Below are 24,698 nucleotides of genomic sequence, written 5' to 3' on the forward strand. Positions count from 1 at the left end.
CTTCCTGTCGCACCAACTGCATGACCCACATCCTGTGGGCCCGAAAGCGAAACGGTTTTGCGGAATATCGCTTATCAACCTTTAACCCTTAACCGACCCCATCATTCCCGCAACAAAATGCTTCTGCATGAGGAAGAATACAAGTGCAGTCGGCAATGTTGCGATGACGATCGCTGACATGATCACGCCGTAATCTGGTGAATAGCTCGACCCTAAATTTGAAATCAGCAACGGAATCGTTCTTTTTTCAGGTGATTGCAGAATGACCAACGGCCACAAATAGTTGTTCCAGCTGTTCATGAACGAAATGATCGCCGCTGCTGCATACGTCGTTTTCATCGTCGGCATATAAATGCGGAAGAAAACGCCGATCTCACTCAAGCCGTCAATCCGGCCCGCTTCCACTAAATCTTTCGGGAACATCTTCGTGTTCTGCCGGAAGAAAAAGATAAAGAACGCGGTGGTCGCGGTCGGCAAAATGACGGCACCGAGTGAGTCAATTCCAATGAACGGTGCGGTGTCGCTGATGCTGCCGAACATACGGTACAAGGGAACCATGATTGCCGCAAACGGAATCATCATCGACAACAGCAAGATGGTGAAGACGATGTCTTTTCCTCTGCTGCGGTGAATCTCAAAACCGTAGCCCGCAAGCGATGCCAACAACAGCGTCAAAATTGTCGTGATGATCGCAATGATGGCTGAGTTGATTAAAGCCGGAACAATATCCACGGTCGCAAATAAAGTCTTCATGTTTTCGATCAAATGCGTCCCCGGCAACAAGCGTCCTTGCGTCACATCGACCGATTTATTGGTGATGCTGACAAGCATCCAAAGGAAAGGGAAAATGGAAACAATGGCTGCGAGGCTTAGAAACGTGTAAATGAAGATTCGTTGTAGTTTTTTCATTTTTTCTCACCCGCCACTCTGAATTGAATAATCGAAAGAATTACCACTAAAATTACGATGACGTAGGAAACGGTTGACGCATAACCGAAGTCAGGCGTGTATTCGAAGGAAAGGTTGTAAATGTATTGCGAAATCGAAATTGTCGCATTTCCGGGTCCGCCGTTGGTGATATTGACGATTTCATCAAAGATCTGCAAGGTACCGATCGTGGATGTGATCGACGTGAACAAAATAATCGGCTTCAGCATCGGAACGGTGATTTGGAAAAACTGCTGGATGGAGTTGGCTCCGTCAATTCTAGCCGCTTCGTAAATCGACTTATCGACGTTCTGCAAAGCCGCCAGATAGAAAATCATGTTATACCCCGTCCATCTCCACGTAATCGCAAGGATGATGACGACTTTTGCCCAAAACGGATCAGCTAAAAAGTTGATCGTCTGCGAGATGAAACCGAAATTGAGCAGGAATTGGTTGATGATGCCATCGATGCCGAACAAGTACTTAAAGACGACCGAATAGGCGACCAATGAAGTGACACAGGGCAAGAAAATCGCGATTCTGAAAAACCCTTTGAATTTCAATTTCGGATCATTCAGCAATACGGAAAAAAACAACGCCAATACAATCATCAATGGCACTTGTATGAGCAGGTAAATGGATGTATTGGTCAGTGCTGCGATAAATGTCGGATCGCCGAACAACCGCTGCCAGTTATCAAAGCCCACATATTCCAGGTTCGCGCCCATCCCCGATTGAAAAGATAGGAGAAAGGCTTGAACCATCGGATAGAAGTTAAAAATGCTGATGGCGATGATTGAGATAATGACAAACAGCCAACCAACTTTCCTTCTGAAAAAGACACCGGTTTTCTGGCGTTTGGTCTCTTTATAGCGCAAGCTCACTGGAAGATCCAATTCACCTTTTTTCGTTGATTGCTCCCTCATGTTTCTCATTCCTCCTATAAAAAAACCTTGAGTTGTGCCGGGCTGGTGAGCGATAAAGCACTTCTACCAGTTATTCGGCGGCAACTCAAGGCTTCATTAATTTCCACTCAATTATTTGAGTTGTGCTTCAGCTTGTCCCTGGACATTTTCAAGTACTGTCGTAAGCTCTGCGCCGTTCAAATAATCTTGCATTCCCGTTACCAGGATGTCTTCAATTGCATAGGTGTGCAGGCCATAGTTAACGCCTGGAATTTCGTCTGTCCATGTAGAAAGGTCGGTGATGAGCTGCTGTCCGCCGAAGAATTCATCTTCTACTGCATAGGCATCCCCTTCAGCTGCTGGTGAGTATGTCCCAAGAGCACCGATGTCTTTTACAAGTGTTTGGTACAGGTCAGGATTTGAACCGAATGTGTTAAGCAAGAAGTCTGCCGCTTGTTCTTTGCCGTCCACGTTCAAGACGTACCATGAGCTGCCGCCCAAGTTGGAAGCATTGACTGCTCCGTCCATATCCAATCGTGGCATTGGCACTACTGCCCAGTTGCCGGATTGGTCTGCTGCCTGCTTGACGCTTGGCGTGATCCAGTTTCCTGTTGGGACACTGGCAACGTCTCCGCTGTTGAATGCGCCAACAAACTGGCTCCAGTCAGAAACGATTTTTGCGATGTCCGCATCCATCATCTCTTTGTACGTTTCAAATGCTTTCTCCAGTGTTTCGTTGCCTGCCAGGTTCGGTGTTGAACCGTCTTCATCCACATACCACGAACCGTTTGTTTGGATCATCATGCGGACCTGCGCCAAATCGTTCGGGTCCAATGTCAGCATGTTCTTACCTGTTGCTTCTTTTACGTCTTTACCGATTTCAATATATTCCTGCCATGTGATGTTCGTTACGTCTTCTACTGTGTAGCCCGCTTCTTCAAGGTAATCCGTACGCACATACAATGCCGCTACACCTGAATCGAACGGCAATCCGTATTGTTCACCGTCATAGCTTGTCGTCGCAATTTTGTAATCTGCAAAGTCATCTGAACTGATGACATCCGTCAGTGGATGGAATGCATCCGGGTAAGCTTGCAGGAAGCTTTGTGCACGGTAATCCTCGATCAGCACAATATTCGGCATTCCGTTTGTCGTACCAGAGCTAAGCCCCGTGTTCAGTTTTTGAATGATATCATCCTGTGCATTTTCAATGACATTCACTTCGTACTCGCCGTCACCGTCGTAAGCTTCTTTTGCTTTTTCAAGAGCTGCAATGTTGAATGCCGGGTCCCAAGCCCAAGCCGTTATCGTGTCCACGTCTGATGAACCTTCTGAACCGCTGCCTCCACTTGCTTCTTCATCCCCAGAAGAACAAGCTGCTAAAACGACCATGCCGACTACCAGCAATAACATAAGATAAAACTTCTTCATCAAAAATCCCCCTTTTTGTAAGCGCTTAACTTTTCGCCTTACATACAGTATAGCGACACAAAAAAAAAGATTGTTAGCACAATCTTTAGGTATTTTATTTGAAAATTATTAGATATTTCAAATTTCTCCGTCATTCAATTGGACTATTCTTAGATGCTGGTAATTTTATTGGAATTTACCGGAATATCCGTCTTTTGAAAAGGCAATTCCACTTTTACTTTGGTGCCTTTGCCTATTTCGCTGGTGATTTCCACACCGTATTGTTCCCCGTACAGCAATTGGATGCGTTCATGGACATTGCGGATGCCGATTCCGCTGAACAGATGGCGTTTCTCTTTGATATCTTCTTTCGTATGGTCGCCTTTCATCTCCATGCCGTCGCCCGTATCCACGATTTCACACAAGAGGTTATCGCCTTTTTGGGACAGCAGGATTTGGACAAAGCCTTCTTTTTTCTCATTGAACGCATGGAAAAAGGCGTTTTCGATAAACGGCTGAAGAATCAGCTTCGGCAGCTGGCAGTCCAGACAGTCCGGTGAAATGAAGAAATTCACTTTGATTCCATCGCCATACCGTGATTGGTTGATGAGGACATAGTTTTTCAAATCCGTAATTTCCTGTTCCACGGTGATGGTTTGCTCGACATTGCTGAGAGCATTTTGCAAAAGCGAAATGAGCGCGTGGATCATATCGGTCGCTTTTTCTTTCTTGCCTTGCTGGATCATGAACTTGATTGAAGCCAGTGTATTATAGATGAAATGCGGATTGATTTGATGCTGCAGCGCCATCAGTTCCGCACTGCGCTGCTTTTGCTGGGCCAGCACGACAAGGTCGACGTATTCCTGCAATTCGCTGAGCATGGAATTGAAGGCGTTGGCGATTTTCTTGGCTTCGTAGCCTCCGGTTTCGGCCACGGGCATGTTGAAATCGTGTTTAGCCATTGTTGAGATCTGCTTGACCAAGCGGCTGATGGAGTTGGTCATGCGGCGGGAAATGATGAACACCACGATGACGGCGAGCAAGACAATGCCGAGACTGATCAGCAGAATTTCTTTCGTATTGATCAAGTTATCCAGAACCGCGTCTTTATCCACCAAATTCACCAAATACATATTATAGGTCGGAAGGTATTGCGACATCAGCAAATAATCGGTATCAAAGACGTGCGCATCTTTGAATTCCAATTGCTCTTCGTCCACTTCTTTTGCCATTGCCAGGATCTCGTTCGCTTCCTCGCCGATCAGTTCCTGTTTATTGCTGGAAACGATTTTTCCTGTTGCATCGACCAGCAGCACTTCGTTTTCTACGCTCGTGTAGCCTTCGTAAAATTGTTTCAACTGCGCTTCCCGGATTGGGAAATACAGGACACCGTAGATTTCGCCGGTCGACCTTTCCATAAGTGCTTTCGTTGCGACAATCATCGGTTCATCTGTAAACGAAGTGGATGGCAAATATTGATAAAGCAGCGTGTTCGGGCGATTGACCGTGTATTCGGTAATCGGGTGGTTCCGCAGCACTTCCCACGAGACGGGCCAATTCGAATAATTCACATTGTACAGCCGTTCGTTGTTCCCGAGCACGATCATATTGGCATCATACGACTCGACTGTCCGGTAGATGCGTTCAATCTGCTGGCTGATGTCGTGATAGGATCTATACGTTTCCAGGGTGCTGGCATTGGTTTGGGTCAACACCCGTTTAACGGTGCCGTTGTTTTGCACCTCATGTGTTGCACCGACGATGGCATAGCTATAGTCTTCGAATTGGGTTTCGATCTGTTCCAAAGCTTTCGTGTTCGAAATGCTGAAGGTATCCATAAACAAGTTCGAGGACATCCGGATCGAGCTGAAGGTGATCAATAAAGAGACCGCCACGATGCTGATCACCATGATCAGGAACATTTTGATGAACAGACTGTTATTTCTTAAGATGAGAAACGCCTTTTTCTTCATTTTCATGGCGGGCTTGGAGCTCCTTTCGGTAATTGCCTGGAGACATCCCGGTTATGCGTTTGAACACTTTGCAGAAATAGCTGTGCTCCGAATAGCCGACCATTCCGCTGATGTTCGAAATGGAGACGTTGCTGCTTTCCAGCAGGTCCATCGACTTTTTGATCCGCACACGGTTCAAATATTCACTGAACCCTTCTTTATGGTGCGTACTGAAATAAGAAGACAGGTAGGAAGCATTGAAATGGAAATGGTCGGCGATTTCAGACAAGCGCAGCGGTTCCGTGTAATGCTGCTCGATATACGCCAGGATCTTTTCGAGATTATTGTCGGAGTCGCTGCCTTTGTCGCCCGAAAGAATGATCGCCTCCACTTCTGCGAGGAATCCGTTGAATAGATCCCGCGCTTCGTTGATATGGACAGCCTCATTGATACTCGAGAAATAGCTGTATTTTTTTTGCTCAAGTTCTTCGGTTTCATACTTCATGGCATCCACCAACACGATGATATTGAAGACGATATTGCCTAAAAACGATTTGAATTCGAAGCTGTCGTTATTGTATCGCCCCGCCAAATAATCGATGTGGTTTTCCAGATAGTCAAACGCCTTCTTAAACAGGCGGTCTTTGAATAACTCAATAAACCGGTTCAAATCGAAACTGTCTTGCTTTTCATTTTCCTCCGGCAGCTTGTCGTAGATGAACGAGCTCGTTTCCGGCAAATAAAACATATATTTTTTCATCTGGAGGCGGCCTTCATCGTGAACCTTTTTCAAGTCATCGATGGCATCAAACGGTTTAGACATCATCCAGCTTGTGTCCGGAGTGTCGCCTGCCAGGTGTTCGACGGTCTTTTTGATCGCTTCCAGATGAGACGGATTGAAATTGAGCAAAAGCATGGCTTCAGCTTCCCCGGAACCCAAGGAAAAAACCGGCAGCTCTTCAAGAATGGACTGTTTCAGCTTTGCTTTCAGTTGAACAGGCTCCAGCTGGTTTCCGTTTATATCCACCAACGCAAAATGACTGTTGGGAAACGCATCGGCTGAGACCGCTTGATCCATCGAAAGGTCAAAACCCGAAATCATATTTTCCAGCAGTTCTTCCGTGGAGCGTTCCGGTTTGACGGCCGAGGCACAATGCTGCAAATCCGGGATTCGGCTGACGACCCGGTTTAAGATTTTCAACAATTCGGGCCCATTCAACTTGGGCTTCAGTATATAATCGGCCACGCCGTTCTGGAACGTCGAGCGCACATAGTCGAAGTTTTCAAAACTGCTGAGTACGATGAATTCAATATCCGGGAATGCGTTCTTCCCTTCTCTGACCAGATCGATGCCGTCCATGATCGGCATGACGATATCCGTAATGACGATATGCGGAGAAAATTCCGCAATCATCCCCATCGCTTCTTTGCCGTTTGCAGCTTCCCCGACGATTTGAAATCCTTGCTGCTCCCAATCAATATAATTAATGATCCCTTGCCGAATCAACATTTCATCATCGACAATAAGGACTCTGCACACTTCTCCCATGAACTTCCCCCCTTAAAATACAACTCATAAGAAAAATTCCATTGCTTTCAGAAACTGGATTTCCATCGGAACCTTTTGTTCCGACTGTAGAGTTGGCAGCTCTCTAAAGTCTCTATCGTGCCATTCTACAGATATAGTACCATCTTTTTATTGGACCATGTCGATTAATCGGAACAATTGGACTTTCAGCTTTCTTAATTAATCCAGGATTTATGGCGATCAATTGCTGATTGGAAAGGGTGCAGACAAAAGAAAAACCCATCACCCACTCGCTGGTTGCAGCAAGGAGATGACGGGTTTTCTTTCGCTTTAGCGGTCTTCTTCGGTTTCAGTTGCATTAGTGAATTCTTCTTCTGTTGAAGAATCCTGCTCTTTTAGAACGGCTGGCAAGGTCGCGACAGCTGCTTGCTCGGCTGGCCGATTGTTGCGGTCCACATAGGATTTCAGCAATTCGCCGATGTCGATGCCGGTCATTTCCTTGAGCGGCTCCTGCATGTCGACCATCGTTTTGGTGACGCTTTTGCCGAAGGACGGAATGCCTTGGCCGTTGCCGGAATCAATGATTTTCACAGATTCGATATTGCTGAGCGGCAAGGCGACTTTCTCTGCGAAGACAGGCAGCATCTCGATCAATTTCTCAGTGATGATGACGTCGCCATGTTCTTCCATCGCTTCCGCCAACAGTTTGCGGGATTCAGCTTCCGCTTTTCCTCGCTCGCGGATGACTTCGGCTTCTGCAGCCCCTTCGTCCCGTTTGATCTTGGCTTTCGCTTCCCCGTCGATTACGGCACGGCGGGCATCGGCTTCAGCTGAACGGGTGGTTTCGTAATAGGTTGCATCGGCTTTGGTCTTACGCACTTTGCTTTCCTCTTCCTCGAGCTTCACGGCGCGTTCCCGCGCTGCAAACTGCATGCTTAACTCTTCTTCCTGGATTTCCATCGCCAGCTTGGCTTTTTCCAGTTCATAGGATTGCTCGGACTTGGCACGCGCACGCTCTGTTTCTTCTTTGAAGGCGGCGTCTTTCAAGTCTTTTTGTTTTTTTGATTCCGCTGTCGAAATTTGGCGCAGGTATTCTTCTTCTTTCGCTTCCTGGTCAGTCTGCGCGCGGTGAATCCGTGTTTCGCGCTCGGTGTTGGCTTCCGCGATTTCAGCCAGCTTGCGGACTTCCGCAATCCGCGGCCGCCCGAGGTTTTCCAGATAGCCATTGTCTTCGTCGGCATCGCGCAAATCGGTCAAGCCCAGTGACGTGATCTTGAAGCCCATCAAATCGAGCTGCTTCTGGGCCACTTCCTGGACGTCCGTGTTGAATTTTTCGCGGTCGCTGTTGATGTCTTCGACCGTCATTTTCGACAAAATGGCGCGCAGGTTACTGCCCAGCACCTCGATGATTTCCGTCTCGATTTCTTCCTGTTCCTTGCCCAGAAACTGCTCGGCGTAATTGGCGATGCCGTTCAGCGTGTCGGCGACTTTGACCATCGCTACGGCGTCGGCGACAATCGGCACACCGGCGTTCGTGTAGACGCGCGGCGTCGCCAGTTTCAATTGGAATGACGTCAGGCTGACAGGCGTCGAAGTCTGAAAGCGTCTCAACAAATACCCGCCGCCCCGGATGATTTTCATCGAACGCCCTTCGTCGTCCGTGAAGATGTTTGTATCTTTTGCCGGGTCCCCGAGTTTCGGTCCGGTGATGATCAGCGCCTCATTGGATTTGGCGGTGCGGTAACGGATCTTCATCCAGAAAAAATACGCGACCCCTGCGATTGCGGCGATGATCAGCAACGCAATAATAACTGTAATGATGCCTAATGATTCCATTTTGCTTCCACTCCTTCTGTTTAGATGATGGCCTATAGTAATAATACGGACGATTAATCAAAATGTTTCAAATAAAGGAAATTTATTTACAGACAAATAAAAATTGGCATCCCTTTCACGGCCGGTAGCCATAGCCGAAGTTGAAGATGAAATAAAAGAAAAACACCAGCAGCGCTGCAGGCAGCATGCTCAACGTGATCAGGATTCTTGCGGTTATGGTGGGGGCATTCAGAAGCCAATTGATATAGATATATACCAGAATGCCGATGAACGGCAGGAGCATCAGGTTCGATGCGGTCAATGCCCATTGCGAATTTTCATCCCAGTAGGCATCCGGAACCGGAATGACGCCGCTGTATTTTTCATTGATGCGGCGGGTCATACCGATAAACACAAACGACATGGCCCCGTAATAGAGGACGACCAGGCTTTTCCCCCACCAGTTGAAATAGGAGTTGGCCATGACGATAATGATGATGATTCCCACGACAATGAAAAACCAGGTGAAGGTATCCATGAAAGCCCTCCTTTATTGGTAAGTACGTTCTTCCCTATCCATACGTTTCGGCAGGTAATAAGTTCCAAGTCGGATGAAGGATTTAGGGTGCTTTTGAGGGAGGAATTCATCGATTTGCTGGCTGCTGCATCTTTTTGAAACATTTCCCAACTTGTGCCGTATTACAGGTACGAGGAGGTGTTCGTATGATGGGTGACTTTTTCTTCTTTATTCCCTTACTGACGATTCTGTTTTACTTGGTGGTGCTTGGCTTTGCAATTTATGCCGTTGTCACTGGCTTGAAGCTGGCGAAGGAACGCAATGCCCAGCTCAAGGCGATTGCCGAAGAGCTGCGCCGCAGACCGTAAGTTCAGAGAGGGGTTCGATGGTATGGGACTGATCCGTTGGCTATTTTTTGAAAAGAAGCATTTGGCTTACACCGCTTTTGGCGACGACATGTATTACAACGCGGCCGGCAAGTTCAGCGCGCATGGCGTCGCCTATGACGCGGTGCTGAAAATGAACGCCAATGTACACGGCACCGAGGGGCATACCGGCGCTCCTCAAATGCGCAACGCGATGGCGAACACGGCGCAATATGATTTCTATGTGGCGAAAAAAGATGCGCACCGCGCGCAGCAGGCGCTTCATGGGTAGGTGTATTGGGGAGTGAGTTCCCTTTTTTGCGTCCGACGGAAATATATTCTATTTTTATTTTATAAGGAGGGATATCTTTGGAGATTGGATTCTTCTTATTGATGGGCATTCTCGGCACCGGCTTCCTCCTGCTGATTGCTTTTGAAATGTACCGAAAATCACAGATCAAATTGGCTGAAATTCAATTGCAACGCGACAAAATTGCGTTGGAACAAAAACAATTGGAGCTGCGCGGAAAAAGTCTGTAGCAGCTCCCCTTCATTGAAAGGACCGACAAAAAAGCTTCAGGCATGGTGTTTGCCTGAAGCTTTTTTTATCCATTCATATGGGCTTTCGAACTTACCGCAAACAAATAGCTGTATACTGCAAACAAATCTGGCTATTCCGCAAATAAAGCCATTTATTCTGCAAACAACGTGCGGGATTGCGCAAACAAACCCCCGTATTCCGCAAACAACCCGATTATGCCGGCAGTTTTCTCGCTTTTATTAACCAAAAGATGCTGAAAATCACGAGAAGGATGCCGGTTCCGAAGAAAATCATCGAAAACAGCGCGAGTCCGGCGGTTGGTGAGGCCATTAATGCCGTGGCGAGGGCGAACAACGCGATTGCGCCTAGTAGGAGAACCACGCTTAATGCGATTTTCTTCCTTCTGAGTATCCAGAAAGACAGCTGGAGAAACAGGACCATTCCGGATATGAACATGATGAGCGGGAATAAGGGCTCAAATTTTGCTGCGTAAACGAGATAGTCGATGGTCAGGATATCATCCGCTGAAGTCACTTCTCCGCTCAGCCAATTGGTGAAGACGGCGGAATAGGGCCATTCCCAGGAGATGTCGTCGAGTCGGCTGCCTTCGTACAGACTGAAGAATGTGGCGATGGCGAAAAAGGTCAAGGCACCTAAGAAGAGGATGGGTTGCTTTGATTTACTCGCTGTTTCATGATGCATTTTACCGCTCCTACCTATAGATTCTTTTTTACCTACTATATCAATAATTTTCCAAATAACGCAAAAAAAGAGACCCCTAAGGTCTCTCTGATTCCAATCAGCTTGGTTTCACTTCATATGAATCGTCGCTGATTTCCCCGACGATTTCCTCGAGGATGTCTTCCATCGTCACTAGTCCGGAAACGGTGCCGTCTTTTGTTGTGACAACCGCCATATGCGTCCGGCTTTGCTGCATTTTTGTCAGGACTTTTTGTATCGGTGTGGTTTCAGTGAAGCTGGTCATTTCATGGATAAAGGATTCGGGCTCTGGAGTCCGGCCCGCCGCCATGCTCGTCAATAATTCTTTCGTATTGATGAAGCCGATCAATTTGTCTTTATTGCCGGCCTCGGTGACTGGGTAGCGAGTGTATTCGTGCGCCTCAATGACTTTGAACAGTTCATCACGGTTCAGGTTGTTATCGACGGTGACTATTTTTTCCCGTGGAATCATGATGTTCCGGACAATGCGATCGTCGAAAGCGAAAATATTTTTCAAGTAAGTCAATTCGGTTTGATTGATCTCACCGCTCTGGTAGCTTTCCGCCATGATCAGTTTTAGTTCTTCCTCCGAATGGGCTTCTTCGTGGCCAGATGGCTCTACTTTGAATAAACGCAGCAACAGGCGCGCCGAACCATTCATCAGCCAAATGAACGGGTTCATCAGTTTGCCGAACCAGTAAAGCGGCGGTGCCAGCAGCAGGGTCATTTTTTCTGCATATTGGATCGCCAATGTTTTCGGCGCCAATTCTCCAATGACCACGTGCAGGAACGTTACGATGCTCAAGGCAATCGCATAGGAAAGAACTGTCGATAAGGCTGCCGGAACTTCAAAGGCTACGAACAACGGGTGCAGCATACGTTCCACTGTCGGCTCTCCTAACGCACCAAGGGCCAAAGCGGTTACCGTAATTCCCAGCTGGCAGGCGGACAGGTAGTAGTCCAAATGATTGGCTACTTCTTTTGCCCGTGCAGCTTTCTTATTGCCTTCTGCTATCAATTGGTCGATCCGCGACATCCGCACTTTCAAAATGGCGAATTCGGCACCGACGAAAAATGCGGTTGCGATAATCAGCAACGCTACAAGTATTAAGTTAATCACTATTTGTCCATCCAAGTTGTATCCCTCAACTGAGGGATTCACCTCCATATATTTTTAGGGTGCACTGGATATTTTCCAATCCAGCTTATTGCATTAATTTTTTGGCTGTTTATGGAACATGACTTGCTTAACCTGCTGATTATCCATTTCTATTACGGTCCACAAAGTCTGGCCTTCCATGACTGTTTCGCCTGGCTTAACTTCCCCCACGCTCTTGAAATGAATCCAACCGCCGATGGTATCGATTTCTTCACTGTCATCAAATGACAAGCCAAAGCGATCCTCGAGATCCTTCAGCAGGACACGGCCATTGATCATGTATTGGTCTTCATTGATTTTGCTGATTTCCGGGACTTCATCGGCGTCAAATTCGTCTCGGATTTCGCCGACGATTTCTTCCAAAATATCTTCCATCGTAATCATCCCGGCGGTACCGCCGTATTCGTCCGCCACCAAAGCGATGTGGACGCGGGCATTCTGCATATGGAGCAGTGCATTTTGCAGCCCGGTCGCTTCAAAGACGGTCGGCAGTTCGATGATGAATTCTTCCAGTTGCCAGTCCCGCCCTGCGACGATATGCGGCAGCATTTTCTTCGCACTGACAAAACCGAGAACGCGGTCTTTGTCGCCGTCTTCCGTTACCGGATAGCGTGTATAATTGTTCTCATCCAAAATCTCGATGATTTCTTTCAACGGCATGTCTTTATCCAGCGTCACCAATTCGGTACGCGGCACCATGATGTCTTTGGCCACGCGTTCATCGAATGAAAAGACGTTTTCCATGTAGGAAAGCTCGGTTTCATTGATAGCTCCGCCTTGATAGCTTTGAGCCATGACGATTTTCAGCTCTTCTTCCGAATAAGCCTGTTCATGTCCTGCCGGCTGAACGCCGAAAAGCCTCAACAGAACGCGGGCCGCTCCGTTCAATGCCCAGATAAATGGCTTCATGATTTGTCCGAACCAATAAAGCGGCGGTGCCAAAAGCAAGGACATCTTTTCAGCGAATTGAATTGCCAAGGTCTTGGGCGCCATTTCGCCGATCACTACGTGAAGGTAGGTCACAAGCAGAAACGCAATCGCGTAGGAAGCAGCAGATGCTACAGCATCGGAAACTGCAAAAAATTCAAAGATCGGGTACATCAACCGTTCGACAGTCGGTTTCCCAAGTGCCCCGAGCCCGAGTGCCGTTACGGTGATGCCAAGCTGGCAGGCGGACAGGTAATAGTCCAAATCGCTGGCCACTTTTTTTGCCATCACTGCTTTTTTATTGCCTTCTGCAATCAATTGATCGAGCCGCGACATGCGAATTTTAACGACCGCAAATTCCGATCCGACGAAAAAGGCCGTCAAGGCAATCAATATCACTAATAACGCTAAATTCAATAAGGTAACTATATCCACGTGTTCTCCCTGTAAAAGGGATTCACCTCCAAAGTTGGTTAAAGCAAAGCGACCAAGGCGGCAATGGCTGCCACTTGATGCTCAAGCGCTTTGCTGATGTGCAGCTTCACGGAGCTTGGCGCATCTTTCAATTGCTCTTCCAAGCGCGTGATTTTTTGTTGCAGGTATTCGAATTCTTCGGTGACTTCATCCACCAGCTCACTTGTTTCCGGACTTTCCGGCGCGTCGAGGATTTCTTTGATTTCCAAAATCGACAACCGCTGTTTCTTCAGGAGCTGGATCCGTTCCAGCGTCTGCAGGACAGAAGCCGGATAAAGCCGGTAGTTGGCGTCAGACCGTTCACTCTGAAGCAATCCTGAGACCGTGTAGTAATCGATGGTTCTTGTTGAGACCCCACTCATTTTTGCAACTTCCCCAATTTTCATTAAGTCCTTCCCAATGCAGACGCCTCCTTTTTTTAATCCTTTCAGCCCCATCAACACCTTGGTGGCTGAAACCCGGTTTGATCCACTGCGGTAAAACAGTTTCTCTATGTAATAAAAAATAATAGCATAAGTCATCAAAAAGCATACAGTATCACGTGCTGCTTCTCGGTAAAAATAATGAGTCGCCCAACCTAATTGACAATATTTAGACATTTATTGTTTGGAAATGGTTTAAGCGAAAGAGTGTTGCAGGCACTCTTTCTTCTTTTTCCAATCAGGGTTTTGGATAGCGCCTTCCTGCAAACAAAGTGTGGGATTCCGCAAATAAACCCGGTTATTGCGCAAACAACGCGAGTTATTCCGCAAACAAACCTCCTGTCCCTCCGTTTTGATTGGCCCGACCCGCTATTCCCTGATCAAACTTCAAGCTGTTTTTTTGATTTCCCAGGACTGTCGGCCGGACAATCGGGTATAAGCCTAATACAGCAATTTTTCTGCTGGTTGACTGCTTTTAGCCACGGGGTTTATTTGCAAAATCGATTTTCATGTTCGGCAACTAGCTTGGAAAAGGAGATGGCGTTTTTGGAATATCAACTGACTTTGCGCTTAGCTAATGAAAATGAGGGATATGCCTGGCTGTTTGAAAGCCCGGAGGACACGATGCCGCTGTTTGATGAGGTAGTGGACACGTTTCAGCATTATGAGGCGGATGATATGGAGACGTTCATCCAGGAGAAGAAAAAGGAAATCGAGGAGACAGGATCCAGCCACACGGCACAAATCGACGTGACGAAAGTGGACAAGAAAGCGATTATCCGCTCGGCATCGTATAAAGAAATGTGGTACGAAGGAAAGTATTTTGATGACATTTTGGAGGTGCTGACCGATAAATTGGGGCCGCCGGAGAATCAGCGGTTTGAATAACGGGTGTTATATAGAAGCGAGTTGTCTTTGAGGCAGCTTGCTTTTTTTATGGGAGATTGTTGGAATACTCGGGTATAGATTGCGAACACCCGGGTTGCGCCGCTGAACACCCGGGTAGACTCCCCAAACGCCCGGGTTAAAACAACAAACACCCGAGTAGAGACACACCCCACTACACAAAAAAGCCAGGCGCTCCCATCCGCCTGGCTGCTTGTCTATTCACGCGCCTTGATCACCTGCTCCACCAACTCACCCACCTCTTCTTCCCCTTCGACCATCATCGCGACAATCATCTTGGGATTCACGAGGCTGTAGCCGACGAACCAGCCGTTCTGCTCACTTCTTTCGCGCGCGTTTCCGCTTTTGCCGGCAATTTCTACTCCGAGCTCTTTGCCGGCATTGGCCAATCCCGCCTGCAGCACCTCCGCATTCGGAGCGTCCAGCAGGTTTTCATTCCATAATTGCTCGTCCTGGTCATCCAGGAACAGGGTCGGCTTGTAAAGCTTGCCGCCGGTCAAAATGGGGCTGTACAGAGTCGCCATGTGCAGGATGTTGACCTGCATCTGCCCCTGCCCGGAAGCTGTGCCGGCAAGTTGGCCTTCGGAACCGAATGTGCCATTTTGTGAAATCCGGGACGGCGTCAACTCAATCGGAAAGGCGATTTCTTCGCCGAAACCGAAGTTTTCGAGGCCTGTCCGGAAATCATCGTTTTGTATGTTGAGTGCCTGCTGGGCAAAGTAGATATTGTCGGAATGGGCAAGCGCTTTGTCCAAATCGATCGGGTTCGGCACGTCATCGCGCGGCCGCGTAACCCGGTAATCGCCCCACGAACGGTAGCGCTGCCACGACTTGCCGGAAATTTCGAGGCCTTCCTCGGGATCTAACGTACCGCTTTCCAATCCGATGGCCGCAGTGACCGGCTGCATCACCGGACCTGGTGTATAAATGGCCGCAAAGCGGTTGAAGAACGGCTGCAGCGGATCATTGGCAAGCTCCTGGAAGCGGCTATTGGTGATGTTTGGAATAAATTCATTCGGGTCAAAACCCGGTGAACTGACCAGCGCCAGCGTTTCTCCCGTATACGGATCGATGGCGGCACTGGTTCCCGCCCGTTCTCTCATTGCACCATAAATTGCCTGCTGCAGCTCAGCGTCAATGGTCAGCGACACGGTTTCCCCTGGCACCGGTTCATTTTCAACTGACGTGATGACGGCGTTTTCCCGCTGTTTCTCCAGAATGATGCGGCCGCCCGCTTCCCCGCGTAGCCGCTCCTGCAGAATTTCCTCCAAGCCCTGCCGGCCGACCAAAGCTTCGGTCGAATAGCCCTGGCCGCTCCAGGCGTCCAGCTGCTCGGCAGTGATCGGCCCCATATAACCGCTGATATGCGACAGCGCCCGGCCATACGGGTAATTGCGCATCGCCACTTCGACGCGGGTCGTACCCGGAATCGTGAACAGCTCATCCAGCGTAGATTGGTCCGCCTTGATCTGCGCAATCGGCACGACGTAATGCGGCCGCACCCACGGCTGGTTGAGCTTGTCGTCGACTGCCTGCTCGCTCATCCCCAACAACTGCGCGAGCTGCGGCTTTTTGGAAGTGTCGAAGTTTTCCGGAATGACACTGACTTCATAGCCGCTGCTGTTGGAAGCGATCGCTTCGCCGTTGCGGTCGACGATTTCCCCGCGCGGCCCTTCGGTAATTTGCGTTGACACCTGATCGCCAGCTTCAAGATTCGGCAGAATAAAAGACGGATCCCATTCAACAAACCAGTCTTCCGCTTCCCCATGCGTCTCATACAGCAGCGTCAGCGTTTTTTCGAATTCCACCGGCCCGATGACCGTATCGAACGCAATTTGAATCGGGAAATCCACCGGTTGTTCTTTCGTCCATACGGCGCCTTCTACCGGCGTATAGGACACCTCCAAATTGTCGATGCCCAGCTGCTCATGAAGCTCCTGTTGCCAAGTTACAAAATTCGCCTCACCGTAAACCGTCTGCGTACCTTGGTTCAAATAATTTGTATGCATGCTTGGAAAGTCTCCGCTTTTCCATAGCTCAATAAACTCTGCGACCCGCGCTTCGGGCGAATCAACCGTTTCGACCGGCTCTTCCGGCGGCGGTTCGGGTGCCGGCTGCGCCTCTTCCTCCTGGCACGCCGTCAATAGTAGTATGAATAAAAAGAAGATGGCTGGTAAGATGGTCTTTCTCATCACATGACCTCCGCTCTTTTCCTTTCTTCTATTATCGCTTGAATCATGGAGAATATAAAGACTGAATTTTCTGTTTTAACAGGGTGTCGTGTAGGGAGTGCGGAATGTCATGTAGAAAGTCGAAGCGTTCAGGTAGGAATGCACCTAATGCGTGTAGAAGCATCGATTCTTCATGTAGCCTCGCACTATTCCGGTTGAATCGCTAAAACTTCATGTAGAAACCTCAAAACTTCATGTAGAGATCCACCTAATACGTGTAGAAGCATCGATTCTTCATGTAGCCCCTTACTATTCCGGTAGCACCGCGAAAACTTCATGTAGAAACCTCAATACTTCATGTAGAGATCCACCTAATGCGTGTAGAAACAGCAATTGTTCATGTAGCCTCGCCCTATTCCGGTAGCATCGTGTAAACTTCATGTAGCAACCTCAATACTTCACTTAGAAACCCAAACTGTGCGTGTAGAAACAGCAATTGTTCATGTAGCCCCACACTATTCCCGGCAGCCCACCTAAATTTCCGCAAAAAAATAGCCAGGCGACGTTCGCCTAACTAATCCATCGATTATTTCTTTGTTTTCTCTTTGATTTTATTGGCAACGTCGTCTTTCATGACCATCGCTTTGTCTTTGTAGGTGGTGGCTTTTTCTTTGTAGTCATCTTTGTTTTCTTCCCAATGTGCTTTGCCTTTTTCGATCGACTTGTCTTTCAATTGGTTCAGTTTGTCTAGAAATGCCATTCAGCTCATCCTTCCGTTCTGCCCGTTCCTGAAATGGTCGGGTAAACTGCTTTAAGCATAACTTGCCCCGCCCCCTTTTGTCTAAAGATAGGCGCAAATAAAATGAAACTTGCGGTGGGAATTGGCGTATACTCTATATACATAATTTGAACGGGTTCTCTTATGAACATAAAAGAAAGGCGGTGCTCCATGTTCGAGCAGATGAAGGCGCGTTATCTGATTTTGTTTTCCGGGTTGGGGATGATTGCCACCATGATTATCCTGATTGCCCTCGATGTCAGCGACACTGCTTTTGATGTGATCAGCCAATTGGTGCTGTACGTTTTGGTGCCTGGCATCTATTTCGGTTATTATTTCCGGAAGCACAATACCTCCGTCTGGAATGTGCTGTCTTTAAACGGCATCAAGAAATGGCTGCCGGCTTTGATTGCCTTGGTGCTCGTATCAATCGCCTTTTCGATCAGCATGTTCTGGTTTCAGCTATTTATGCTGGCGCCGATTGCGCCGTGGCTGGTCAACTTTATGCTGGAGACGCTGCCGATCCCGGATACGCCGTGGTATATCGTCTTCACGATTTTCAGCATCGCTATTTTGGCGCCGGTCGTCGAGGAGTTCATGTTCCGCGGCGTGCTGCTGAAGCGGCTCATCGGCAAAACCTCGGTATGGGGCGGAGTGTTGATCTCCAGCCTGCTGTTCGGCATTTTGCATCTCGATATCATCGGCGCGTTCTTGTTCGGCGTCGTTGCTTCTCTTTTGTACCTGCTGACCAACAACCTGCTGCTCCCGATCCTATTGCATATCATCAATAACTCATTGGCGGCGGCTGCGATGTTCCTGGCGCCGACCTGGCCGGAGTCGATCGCCATTTTCGATTTGGCGGATATCTACACGAAAGCGACACCCAACGCGGTCATTCTTGGCATCAGTGCCGTATTGATGCTCGGTGCCATTTTCTGGCTGGCACGCGCTTTGGAATCTCGCAAAAGGCCGGAAGAAAAATTCAACCATGAATAGCAAAAGGTCCACCGCGCAGTTTTTGCACGGTGGACCTTTTTCAGTTTATACAGCCACTTCCACTGAAAACTGGCTGTGGTACAGATCGGCATAAAAGCCGTCTTTGTCGAGAAGCTGTTGGTGCGTGCCCTGCTCGATGACTTTTCCTTGGTCCATGACCAGGATCAGGTCGGCGTCTTTGATGGTCGACAGGCGATGCGCGATGACAAAGCTTGTGCGCCCTTCCATCAACTGGTTCATGGCCTGTTGGATGAAGATTTCCGTCCGTGTATCGACGCTCGAAGTCGCTTCATCCAAAATCATGATCGGCGGATCAGCAAGAATCGCACGGGCGATGGTCAGCAATTGCTTCTGTCCTTGCGAAATATTCGAAACTTCCTGGTTCAGGATGGTATCGTAGCCGTCCGGCAATGTGCGGATGAAGTGATCGGCGTGTGCCGCTTCTGCCGCAGCGAGAATTTCCTCTTCACTGGCACCGGTTTTGCCGTAGGCGATGTTGTCACGGATCGTGCCATTGAAAAGCCACGTATCCTGCAGCACCATGCCGAAGTTCTGGCGCAGTTCGTTTCTGGACATCTCACGCGAATCAAAACCGTCGACGGTGATGCGCCCGCCATTCAATTCGTAGAAGCGCATCAACAGATTGATCAAGGTCGTTTTGCCGGCACCGGTCGGCCCGACAATCGCCACCGTCTGACCCGGCTGGACGTCGATATTCATTTTCTCGATCAACAGATTGTCCCCGTAGCCAAAGTCGACGTCTTCAAAAGCAACGGCGCCTTTCGCACGTGCCAGGACAGAAGTCGTCACTTCCTTGACTTCCTCTTCTTCGTCCAGCAGTTCAAAGACCCGTTCAGCGGCGGCAACCGTCGACTGGATGATGTTGGCGATGTTCGCCGTTTGGGTGATCGGCTGCGTGAACTGTTTGGAATAAGTGATGAACGCCTGGATATCCCCGATGGAGATGGCGCGCTGCGTCACCAGGATCCCGCCGACAACACTGATCACCACATAACTCAAGTTGCCGATCAACGTCATCATCGGCATGATGATTCCGGAGATGAACTGGGCTTTGCGCCCGGCATCGTACAGCTCTTCATTGACCGCATCGAATTGTTCGTTGGATTTGGCTTCATGGCCGAACGCTTTGACGACCTGATGGCCCGTGTACATTTCCTCCACATGGCCGTTCAGGCGGCCCAGATTTTTTTGTTGGCTGCTGAAGTATTTCTGGGATTTCTTCAGAATCGGTCCGATGACGAACAAGGACAGCGGCAAAGAGACGACCGCGATCAAAGTCAGCAACGGACTGATTGTCAGCATCATGACAAGAATCCCGACGATGGTGACGATGGAAGTGATGAATTGCGTCAAACTTTGTTGCAGCGTGCTGCCGATAGTATCAATGTCGTTGGTCATACGGCTCAAAGTTTCGCCGTTTGGCCGGCCATCAAAATACTTCAGCGGCAGTTTCTCCAGTTTTTTATTGACGTCCTGGCGAAGGTCATAGACCGTATCCTGCGCCACCGTTGACATCATGTATTGCTGAATATAGCTGAACAAACTGCTGAACAGGTACAGTCCGGCAAGAATGGCGAGAATCTGGCCGATGACACCAAAGTCGATGCCGCCGCCCGGGACTCCCTGCAGTTGTCCATAAGCGCCTTCAAACAGTTCGGTGATTGCCATTCCCATGATTTTCGGTCCGACGATGGCAAACACCGTACTTAGAATTGCGACCAGGAACACCGCCGCCAACTTTTTGCGGCGCGGTTTTAAATAAGAGACAAGGCGACGGAATGTACCTTTAAAATCCTTGGCTTTTTCTGCTGGCATATTTGCTCCGCCGTGAGGAGGTCCCATCTTGCTCATGCGATTTCCTCCTCTGACAGCTGGGATAGGGCAATTTCACGGTAGACCTCATTGGATTTCAAGAGTTCTTCGTGTGTGCCCATGCCCACTATTTTTCCTTTTTCCAAGACGATGATACGGTCCGCGTCCACAACGGTGCTGACGCGCTGTGCGACCAGCAGCACCGTGGCGTTTCTCGTTTCATCCTTCAAAGCTTTGCGCAGCTTGGCGTCTGTCTTGAAATCGAGCGCCGAAAAGCTATCGTCGAATATATACAAATCCGGTTTGCGGATCAACGCGCGCGCAATCGACAGGCGCTGCTTCTGGCCGCCTGACAGATTGGAGCCGCCCTGCTCGATTTCAGCCGCATAGCCGCCATCAATCTGATCAATAAACTCTGTGGCCTGCGCAATGCTTGCCGCGTGATCCATTTCCGCTTGCGTCGCATCCTGTTTGCCGAAACGGATATTGTCTGCAATTGTTCCCGTGAACAGGATCGATTTCTGCGGCACAAAGCCGATTTTCGAACGGATTTCCTGTTGCGAAGCTTCGCGGATATCGACGCCGTTGACACGGATCGTCCCGCTCTTGACGTCGTAAAAGCGCGGCACCAAGTTGACCAGTGTCGACTTGCCGGAGCCCGTCCCGCCGATCAAAGCGGTGATTTCCCCCGGTTTGGCCGTAAAGCTGATGTTCGACAGCGCCGGTTCTTCCGCTCCCGGATAATAGAAGGAAACGTCTTCGAACTCCAGCGTACCGCGTGTACGGTCCGCTTGAGCCGTGCCGTCGTCCGTGAAGGCCGGTTTCATTTCCAGCACTTCGTTGATGCGTTTCGCTGATACCGCGGCGCGCGGAACCATGACGAACATGAAGGAAGCCATCACCAATGCGAACATGATCATCATGACGTATTGGATAAAAGCCATCAAATCCCCGATCTGCATCGCACCATTGTTGATGCGGATGCCGCCGAACCAAATGACGGCGACAACCGTCATGTTCATGACCAGCATCATCACCGGCATCATGAAGGCCATGACTTTATTGACCTTGATGGAGACATCTGCGAGTTCACGGTTAGCTTTTTGAAGGCGCGCTTTTTCTTCCGGCTCGCGGTTGAACGCGCGGATGACACGGATGCCCGTCAGGTTTTCCCGCACCACCAGGTTGAGGCCATCGAGCCGCTTTTGGACTTCCTGGAATAAGGGCATACCGTACTTCAGAATCAGCAGGATCGCAATGGCCAATACCGGCATAGCACCGATGATAACGAGAGACAACTGGGCGTCTTTTGAGACCGCCATGATAACGCCGCCAACCAGCATGATTGGTGCGCTGATGACCATGCGCAGCATCATGATGACGACTTGCTGCACCTGGGTGATGTCATTCGTCGTACGCGTAATCAGCGAGGCAGTTCCCACTTCATCGAATTCCTGAAGCGAAAACTGGCCGACATGCTTAAAGACCTTGTGCCGCAAGTCACGGCCCATGCCCATTGCCGCTTTAGCCGAATAAAAGCTGGCAAAGACCGCTGCAGCGGCGCCGATTGCGGAAACCAGCAGCATCCAGCCGCCGATTTCCCAGATATAGGGGATGTTGCCTTTGACGACACCGTTATCGATGATGTCCGCCATCAAGGTCGGCAGGAACAGCTCCGCCATCGACTGGCCGAATACCAATACGACAACCGCCACCACCACCCACTTATAGGGGTTGAGGTTTTTCAGGATTTTGATCATTTTGCAGCCACCTCTAATTCTACATCCGCTAAATAAGCCGAAATTTTCCGGTGGGCATCGAGCAGCTCTTCTACCTGGACATCCGTAAACTGTTCACTAGCCGCTTTGAAGACCTGATGCAGGCCATCTTCCTGGAGATGCAGTTCATTCACCAAAGCTTGTCCTTTTGGACTGAGTTCCAGCAGGGTTTCACGGCGGTTGTCTTCTACTTGCCGACGATCGAGAAAGCCTTCTTTGACCAGCCCATCCACAGCCTGGCTCAAGGTGCTTTTCGGCAGAAAGGTCTTCTCCCCTATATTTTTCTGCGTCATTTCCCTGCAGTTGATGATCGTCATCAAAATCGAGTATTGCGGAATGGACAGGTCTTTTTCCGCAGCCGACTTTTGAATGAAGCGCACCATGTTTTTCTGCACATGGGCAAATGACAGCATCAATTGCATGGAAGGATCCATTTCTTTCTTATCCTTCATCTACTTCACCATCTTTCATTTTCGAACCGTTCCAAATGGAACAATCTGTTACACTGCCTTTAAGCTACTCCGATTAGCGGGGTCCGTCAACTTTGGCGTACTGCAATTTTCCTTTCCATAAAAAAACACCTCCTGCCAGTGTGCCGGCTGAGATGTGGAGCATTTTCACAAGCATATTTTTATCTGCGCATCCGTGTGGTGCGAACGGCAGCAGTCAATCAGCAGCGCCACTAATCGGCGGTTTTGCATGAAGTTCTGCGGCTCGGTCCAGACCGTGCGGAACACTTGGGCGACAAGTTGCTCACAGACGGAAGGACCTGAACCGGTTTGGCGCGCTATATTCCAGATGATGCGGTGATATCGGTCGTACAAATCCGCCAAGGCCTGTTGGTCCCGGTCCAGTATGCCACTCATCAATTTCTCGTCTATGGTCAATTTGACACCCCCTACCTTTGCCATTGCCTTATGGCAATCGTCCTAAACCTAACTATCTCGAATTTAAGATATTTTATTGAAATAAATTAAAAAACACCAGTAAAATTCGGCTTTTGCAGAATTTACTGGTGCTATCGGTCTATTCGAATTAGTCTTGAAGGATGTTTTTCAATGCCTTATCGAGCGTAGGGTAAGTGAACTTGAAGCCAGCCTGCTGCAGTCGCTCAGGCAGAATCCAGCGGCTTTTCAAAATCAGTTCCGGCTCGGTTCCGATAACCACCGCTCCCATATTCAGCATCCACTTCGTTGCGGGCAACCCAAGTTTCCGGTCCATCACCAGACGCAACTGCTTCATCAATTCACGGTTGGTAACCGGTTCAGGCGAGGTCGTATTGAGGACGCCGCTGATGGTTTCATGGTCGCGGATAAACAGGATGATGCGGTAAACATCTTCCAGATGGATCCAACTGAACATTTGGCGCCCATTTCCTTGTTTTCCGCCGAGTCCAAAACGCACCATATTTTCATACGGCGTCATGACACCGCCATCTTTTCCGAGAACAATCGACAAGCGCAGCGCGGCTTGTCGTGTATTCGGAAGCTTGAACGAGAAAAACGCCTGTTCCCATGCCTTGCCAACCTCCACTGAAAAGCCGCTGCCGAATTCGCCATTCGCTTCCGTCATCGGCCGGTCTTCCGCATGGCGGTAAATGGTCGATGTACTCGAGTTGATCCACAGCGGCGGCGGATTGTCGCAGGCCAAAATCGCCGTACCGAGCGCTTCCGTCGTCTCCATCCGCGAATCGAAAATTTCGCGCTTATTGGCTTCTGTATACCGGCAATTCACCGACTTCCCAGCCAGGTTGACCACCATTTCGGCGCCTTCCAATGCTTTGACGATTCCTGTATGGTTGGTCCAGTTCAACTGGTCCGGCTGCCGTGAAATGATGATGACCCGGTAGCCCTGGTCTGTAAATTTCCGTTCCAAATACTGCCCGACAAAGCCGGTGCCTCCAGCCAATACGATTTTCTTCATCCCATCACCTATTTTCTGTAAGTTGTTCTTATGGTATGTGACGACTCTTGCCAATAAAAGATGCGGCTCAGCCAAATTCTTTTTGATGTTTCTTTTTGCGCTTCAAGTAATCTTCGTCTTCCCGGATTTCGTCCCAGCGCTTTTTGAAGATGGCCGCTGACTCCGCTTTTACCGGATCGATTTCGCGCTCCTTGATGCTGCCGTCTTCATTGTACTTGCGGCCGCCTTTGTAATTCGTATAGCGGCGTGCCCGCGTATAGCCCATCTGAATGAATTTGCGCGCCATGTCCATGCCGACAAAATCATCCTGCTTGCGGTATTCCTCGAACATCTCGGAAATCTTATCGCACGACTCCTGCGCAATCTCCGGCGTCTTGAAGCGCCAATGCGGCAGAATCTCACTTTTGTACGGCTCCACCAGCAGCACGCCCTGCTCTCCCTTGCCCACACGGTACAGCTCCGGATGCTTGCGCAAGTCCAGGGTCTTGTAATCCAACTCATAATCAAACGCCATGAAGATCGACTCCTTTTGTGCTTTTTGCTTTGTTAAAGCTATACCCTCCATTGGGGTGGGTGAATCCAGGATTTCAAAGGAATCAAGCAATTAGGGAGATGCTCGAATTTTCCATAAAAAAACACTGCCGGGTTTTC

At 49.1% G+C, this 24,698-nt stretch carries 24 protein-coding genes; 5 read left to right on the forward strand and 19 right to left on the reverse strand.

Translation table 11 applies throughout. The features are described 5' to 3' along the window. Nucleotides 1-81: 81 nt before the first annotated feature. The 7 genes from ACRC6Q_RS12765 to ACRC6Q_RS12795 all read right to left on the reverse strand — a co-directional run bounded on the left by ACRC6Q_RS12765 (nt 82) and on the right by ACRC6Q_RS12795 (nt 9,075). Nucleotides 82-909, reverse strand: coding sequence for a carbohydrate ABC transporter permease (locus tag ACRC6Q_RS12765; protein WP_223635230.1), 828 nt, complete (start codon nt 907-909; stop codon nt 82-84). Next, nucleotides 906-1,853, reverse strand: coding sequence for a carbohydrate ABC transporter permease (locus ACRC6Q_RS12770; RefSeq protein WP_223635228.1), 948 nt, complete (start codon nt 1,851-1,853; stop codon nt 906-908). The genes ACRC6Q_RS12765 and ACRC6Q_RS12770 overlap by 4 nt, the downstream gene beginning before the upstream one ends. Before the next feature lie 111 nt (nt 1,854-1,964). Then, nucleotides 1,965-3,263, reverse strand: coding sequence for an ABC transporter substrate-binding protein (locus tag ACRC6Q_RS12775; protein WP_431466720.1), 1,299 nt, complete (start codon nt 3,261-3,263; stop codon nt 1,965-1,967). Nucleotides 3,264-3,412: 149 nt separating this feature from the next. Next, nucleotides 3,413-5,221: a sensor histidine kinase gene (locus ACRC6Q_RS12780; protein ID WP_431466721.1), complete on the reverse strand. Its 1,809-nt coding sequence runs from the start codon at nt 5,219-5,221 to the stop codon at nt 3,413-3,415. Then, nucleotides 5,181-6,743 (reverse strand): response regulator transcription factor, encoded by a 1,563-nt coding sequence (locus tag ACRC6Q_RS12785; RefSeq protein ID WP_431466722.1) that lies wholly within the window; start codon nt 6,741-6,743, stop codon nt 5,181-5,183. The genes ACRC6Q_RS12780 and ACRC6Q_RS12785 overlap by 41 nt, the downstream gene beginning before the upstream one ends. 309 nt (nt 6,744-7,052) lie before the next feature. Beyond that, nucleotides 7,053-8,558 carry a flotillin family protein gene (locus ACRC6Q_RS12790; RefSeq protein ID WP_223635218.1) on the reverse strand — a complete coding sequence of 502 codons (1,506 nt, stop codon included), beginning with the start codon at nt 8,556-8,558 and terminating at the stop codon, nt 7,053-7,055. 115 nt (nt 8,559-8,673) lie between these two features. After that, nucleotides 8,674-9,075, reverse strand: coding sequence for a hypothetical protein (locus ACRC6Q_RS12795; RefSeq protein WP_431466723.1), 402 nt, complete (start codon nt 9,073-9,075; stop codon nt 8,674-8,676). Nucleotides 9,076-9,260: 185 nt separating this feature from the next. Here ACRC6Q_RS12795 and ACRC6Q_RS12800 point away from each other — a divergent pair, with 185 nt between their 5' ends. The 3 genes from ACRC6Q_RS12800 (at nt 9,261) to ACRC6Q_RS12810 (ending at nt 9,959) form a co-directional block, all read left to right on the forward strand. After that, a complete protein-coding gene (locus tag ACRC6Q_RS12800) occupies nt 9,261-9,422 on the forward strand; it encodes a hypothetical protein (protein WP_223635212.1) in 162 nt (53 codons plus the stop codon). 22 nt (nt 9,423-9,444) lie between these two features. Further along, nucleotides 9,445-9,711: a hypothetical protein gene (locus ACRC6Q_RS12805; RefSeq protein WP_223635208.1), complete on the forward strand. Its 267-nt coding sequence runs from the start codon at nt 9,445-9,447 to the stop codon at nt 9,709-9,711. A gap of 77 nt (nt 9,712-9,788) precedes the next feature. Continuing rightward, nucleotides 9,789-9,959, forward strand: a complete 171-nt coding sequence (locus ACRC6Q_RS12810) for a hypothetical protein (protein WP_431466724.1) — start codon at nt 9,789-9,791, stop codon at nt 9,957-9,959. Between the two features lie 214 nt (nt 9,960-10,173). Here ACRC6Q_RS12810 and ACRC6Q_RS12815 read toward each other — a convergent pair whose 3' ends face one another. The 4 genes from ACRC6Q_RS12815 to ACRC6Q_RS12830 all read right to left on the reverse strand — a co-directional run bounded on the left by ACRC6Q_RS12815 (nt 10,174) and on the right by ACRC6Q_RS12830 (nt 13,626). After that, nucleotides 10,174-10,662: a DUF4306 domain-containing protein gene (locus ACRC6Q_RS12815; RefSeq protein ID WP_431466725.1), complete on the reverse strand. Its 489-nt coding sequence runs from the start codon at nt 10,660-10,662 to the stop codon at nt 10,174-10,176. A gap of 97 nt (nt 10,663-10,759) precedes the next feature. Further along, nucleotides 10,760-11,815 carry a hemolysin family protein gene (locus ACRC6Q_RS12820; RefSeq protein WP_431466726.1) on the reverse strand — a complete coding sequence of 352 codons (1,056 nt, stop codon included), beginning with the start codon at nt 11,813-11,815 and terminating at the stop codon, nt 10,760-10,762. A gap of 78 nt (nt 11,816-11,893) precedes the next feature. Beyond that, on the reverse strand, nt 11,894-13,201 hold the full coding sequence (locus ACRC6Q_RS12825; protein WP_223635195.1) for a hemolysin family protein: 1,308 nt from the start codon (nt 13,199-13,201) through the stop codon (nt 11,894-11,896). 38 nt (nt 13,202-13,239) lie between these two features. Beyond that, nucleotides 13,240-13,626, reverse strand: coding sequence for a MerR family transcriptional regulator (locus ACRC6Q_RS12830; protein WP_431466727.1), 387 nt, complete (start codon nt 13,624-13,626; stop codon nt 13,240-13,242). Nucleotides 13,627-14,208: 582 nt separating this feature from the next. Here ACRC6Q_RS12830 and ACRC6Q_RS12835 point away from each other — a divergent pair. Continuing rightward, on the forward strand, nt 14,209-14,550 hold the full coding sequence (locus tag ACRC6Q_RS12835; RefSeq protein ID WP_223635189.1) for a hypothetical protein: 342 nt from the start codon (nt 14,209-14,211) through the stop codon (nt 14,548-14,550). 215 nt (nt 14,551-14,765) lie between these two features. On the opposite strand, the gene ACRC6Q_RS12840 is transcribed toward ACRC6Q_RS12835, so the two are convergent. Further along, entirely contained in the window at nt 14,766-16,760 is a 1,995-nt protein-coding gene (locus tag ACRC6Q_RS12840; protein WP_431466728.1) for a penicillin-binding transpeptidase domain-containing protein, read from the reverse strand. 565 nt (nt 16,761-17,325) lie between these two features. Next, complete coding sequence (locus tag ACRC6Q_RS12845; protein WP_185960097.1) at nt 17,326-17,499, reverse strand: hypothetical protein; 174 nt, start codon at nt 17,497-17,499, stop codon at nt 17,326-17,328. Between the two features lie 189 nt (nt 17,500-17,688). Here ACRC6Q_RS12845 and ACRC6Q_RS12850 point away from each other — a divergent pair, with 189 nt between their 5' ends. Beyond that, entirely contained in the window at nt 17,689-18,513 is an 825-nt protein-coding gene (locus tag ACRC6Q_RS12850) for a CPBP family intramembrane glutamic endopeptidase (protein ID WP_431466729.1), read from the forward strand. Between the two features lie 45 nt (nt 18,514-18,558). Here the strand turns inward: ACRC6Q_RS12850 and ACRC6Q_RS12855 are convergent, their stop codons facing one another. The 6 genes from ACRC6Q_RS12855 to ACRC6Q_RS12880 all read right to left on the reverse strand — a co-directional run bounded on the left by ACRC6Q_RS12855 (nt 18,559) and on the right by ACRC6Q_RS12880 (nt 24,561). After that, complete coding sequence (locus ACRC6Q_RS12855; protein WP_431466730.1) at nt 18,559-20,385, reverse strand: ABC transporter ATP-binding protein; 1,827 nt, start codon at nt 20,383-20,385, stop codon at nt 18,559-18,561. Continuing rightward, nucleotides 20,382-22,106 (reverse strand): ABC transporter ATP-binding protein, encoded by a 1,725-nt coding sequence (locus ACRC6Q_RS12860; RefSeq protein WP_431466731.1) that lies wholly within the window; start codon nt 22,104-22,106, stop codon nt 20,382-20,384. The genes ACRC6Q_RS12855 and ACRC6Q_RS12860 overlap by 4 nt, the downstream gene beginning before the upstream one ends. After that, on the reverse strand, nt 22,103-22,576 hold the full coding sequence (locus tag ACRC6Q_RS12865; RefSeq protein ID WP_223635174.1) for a MarR family winged helix-turn-helix transcriptional regulator: 474 nt from the start codon (nt 22,574-22,576) through the stop codon (nt 22,103-22,105). The genes ACRC6Q_RS12860 and ACRC6Q_RS12865 overlap by 4 nt, the downstream gene beginning before the upstream one ends. Before the next feature lie 165 nt (nt 22,577-22,741). Next, on the reverse strand, nt 22,742-23,011 hold the full coding sequence (locus ACRC6Q_RS12870) for an RNA polymerase sigma factor (RefSeq protein ID WP_431466732.1): 270 nt from the start codon (nt 23,009-23,011) through the stop codon (nt 22,742-22,744). Between the two features lie 148 nt (nt 23,012-23,159). Then, a complete protein-coding gene (locus ACRC6Q_RS12875; RefSeq protein WP_431466733.1) occupies nt 23,160-24,047 on the reverse strand; it encodes a TIGR01777 family oxidoreductase in 888 nt (295 codons plus the stop codon). 67 nt (nt 24,048-24,114) lie between these two features. Further along, complete coding sequence (locus ACRC6Q_RS12880; protein ID WP_431466734.1) at nt 24,115-24,561, reverse strand: DUF4385 domain-containing protein; 447 nt, start codon at nt 24,559-24,561, stop codon at nt 24,115-24,117. Between the last annotated feature and the right edge of the window lie 137 nt (nt 24,562-24,698).

The organism is Planococcus sp. SE5232 (genome assembly GCF_050686535.1).
GTDB lineage: Bacteria > Bacillota > Bacilli > Bacillales_A > Planococcaceae > Planococcus.

Coding starts and splice junctions, on each gene's coding strand:
- ACRC6Q_RS12830 (WP_431466727.1), bottom strand. CDS start 13,626: ATGAAAATTGGGGAAGTTGCAAAAATGAGTGGGGTCTCAACAAGAACC.
- ACRC6Q_RS12795 (WP_431466723.1), bottom strand. CDS start 9,075: ATGGATACCTTCACCTGGTTTTTCATTGTCGTGGGAATCATCATCATT.
- ACRC6Q_RS12805 (WP_223635208.1), top strand. CDS start 9,445: ATGGGACTGATCCGTTGGCTATTTTTTGAAAAGAAGCATTTGGCTTAC.
- ACRC6Q_RS12770 (WP_223635228.1), bottom strand. CDS start 1,853: ATGAGGGAGCAATCAACGAAAAAAGGTGAATTGGATCTTCCAGTGAGC.
- ACRC6Q_RS12860 (WP_431466731.1), bottom strand. CDS start 22,106: ATGATCAAAATCCTGAAAAACCTCAACCCCTATAAGTGGGTGGTGGTG.
- ACRC6Q_RS12865 (WP_223635174.1), bottom strand. CDS start 22,576: ATGAAGGATAAGAAAGAAATGGATCCTTCCATGCAATTGATGCTGTCA.
- ACRC6Q_RS12850 (WP_431466729.1), top strand. CDS start 17,689: ATGTTCGAGCAGATGAAGGCGCGTTATCTGATTTTGTTTTCCGGGTTG.
- ACRC6Q_RS12845 (WP_185960097.1), bottom strand. CDS start 17,499: ATGGCATTTCTAGACAAACTGAACCAATTGAAAGACAAGTCGATCGAA.
- ACRC6Q_RS12815 (WP_431466725.1), bottom strand. CDS start 10,662: ATGCATCATGAAACAGCGAGTAAATCAAAGCAACCCATCCTCTTCTTA.
- ACRC6Q_RS12855 (WP_431466730.1), bottom strand. CDS start 20,385: ATGAGCAAGATGGGACCTCCTCACGGCGGAGCAAATATGCCAGCAGAA.
- ACRC6Q_RS12875 (WP_431466733.1), bottom strand. CDS start 24,047: ATGAAGAAAATCGTATTGGCTGGAGGCACCGGCTTTGTCGGGCAGTAT.
- ACRC6Q_RS12765 (WP_223635230.1), bottom strand. CDS start 909: ATGAAAAAACTACAACGAATCTTCATTTACACGTTTCTAAGCCTCGCA.
- ACRC6Q_RS12780 (WP_431466721.1), bottom strand. CDS start 5,221: ATGAAAATGAAGAAAAAGGCGTTTCTCATCTTAAGAAATAACAGTCTG.
- ACRC6Q_RS12785 (WP_431466722.1), bottom strand. CDS start 6,743: ATGGGAGAAGTGTGCAGAGTCCTTATTGTCGATGATGAAATGTTGATT.
- ACRC6Q_RS12880 (WP_431466734.1), bottom strand. CDS start 24,561: ATGGCGTTTGATTATGAGTTGGATTACAAGACCCTGGACTTGCGCAAG.
- ACRC6Q_RS12800 (WP_223635212.1), top strand. CDS start 9,261: ATGATGGGTGACTTTTTCTTCTTTATTCCCTTACTGACGATTCTGTTT.
- ACRC6Q_RS12775 (WP_431466720.1), bottom strand. CDS start 3,263: ATGAAGAAGTTTTATCTTATGTTATTGCTGGTAGTCGGCATGGTCGTT.
- ACRC6Q_RS12790 (WP_223635218.1), bottom strand. CDS start 8,558: ATGGAATCATTAGGCATCATTACAGTTATTATTGCGTTGCTGATCATC.
- ACRC6Q_RS12840 (WP_431466728.1), bottom strand. CDS start 16,760: ATGAGAAAGACCATCTTACCAGCCATCTTCTTTTTATTCATACTACTA.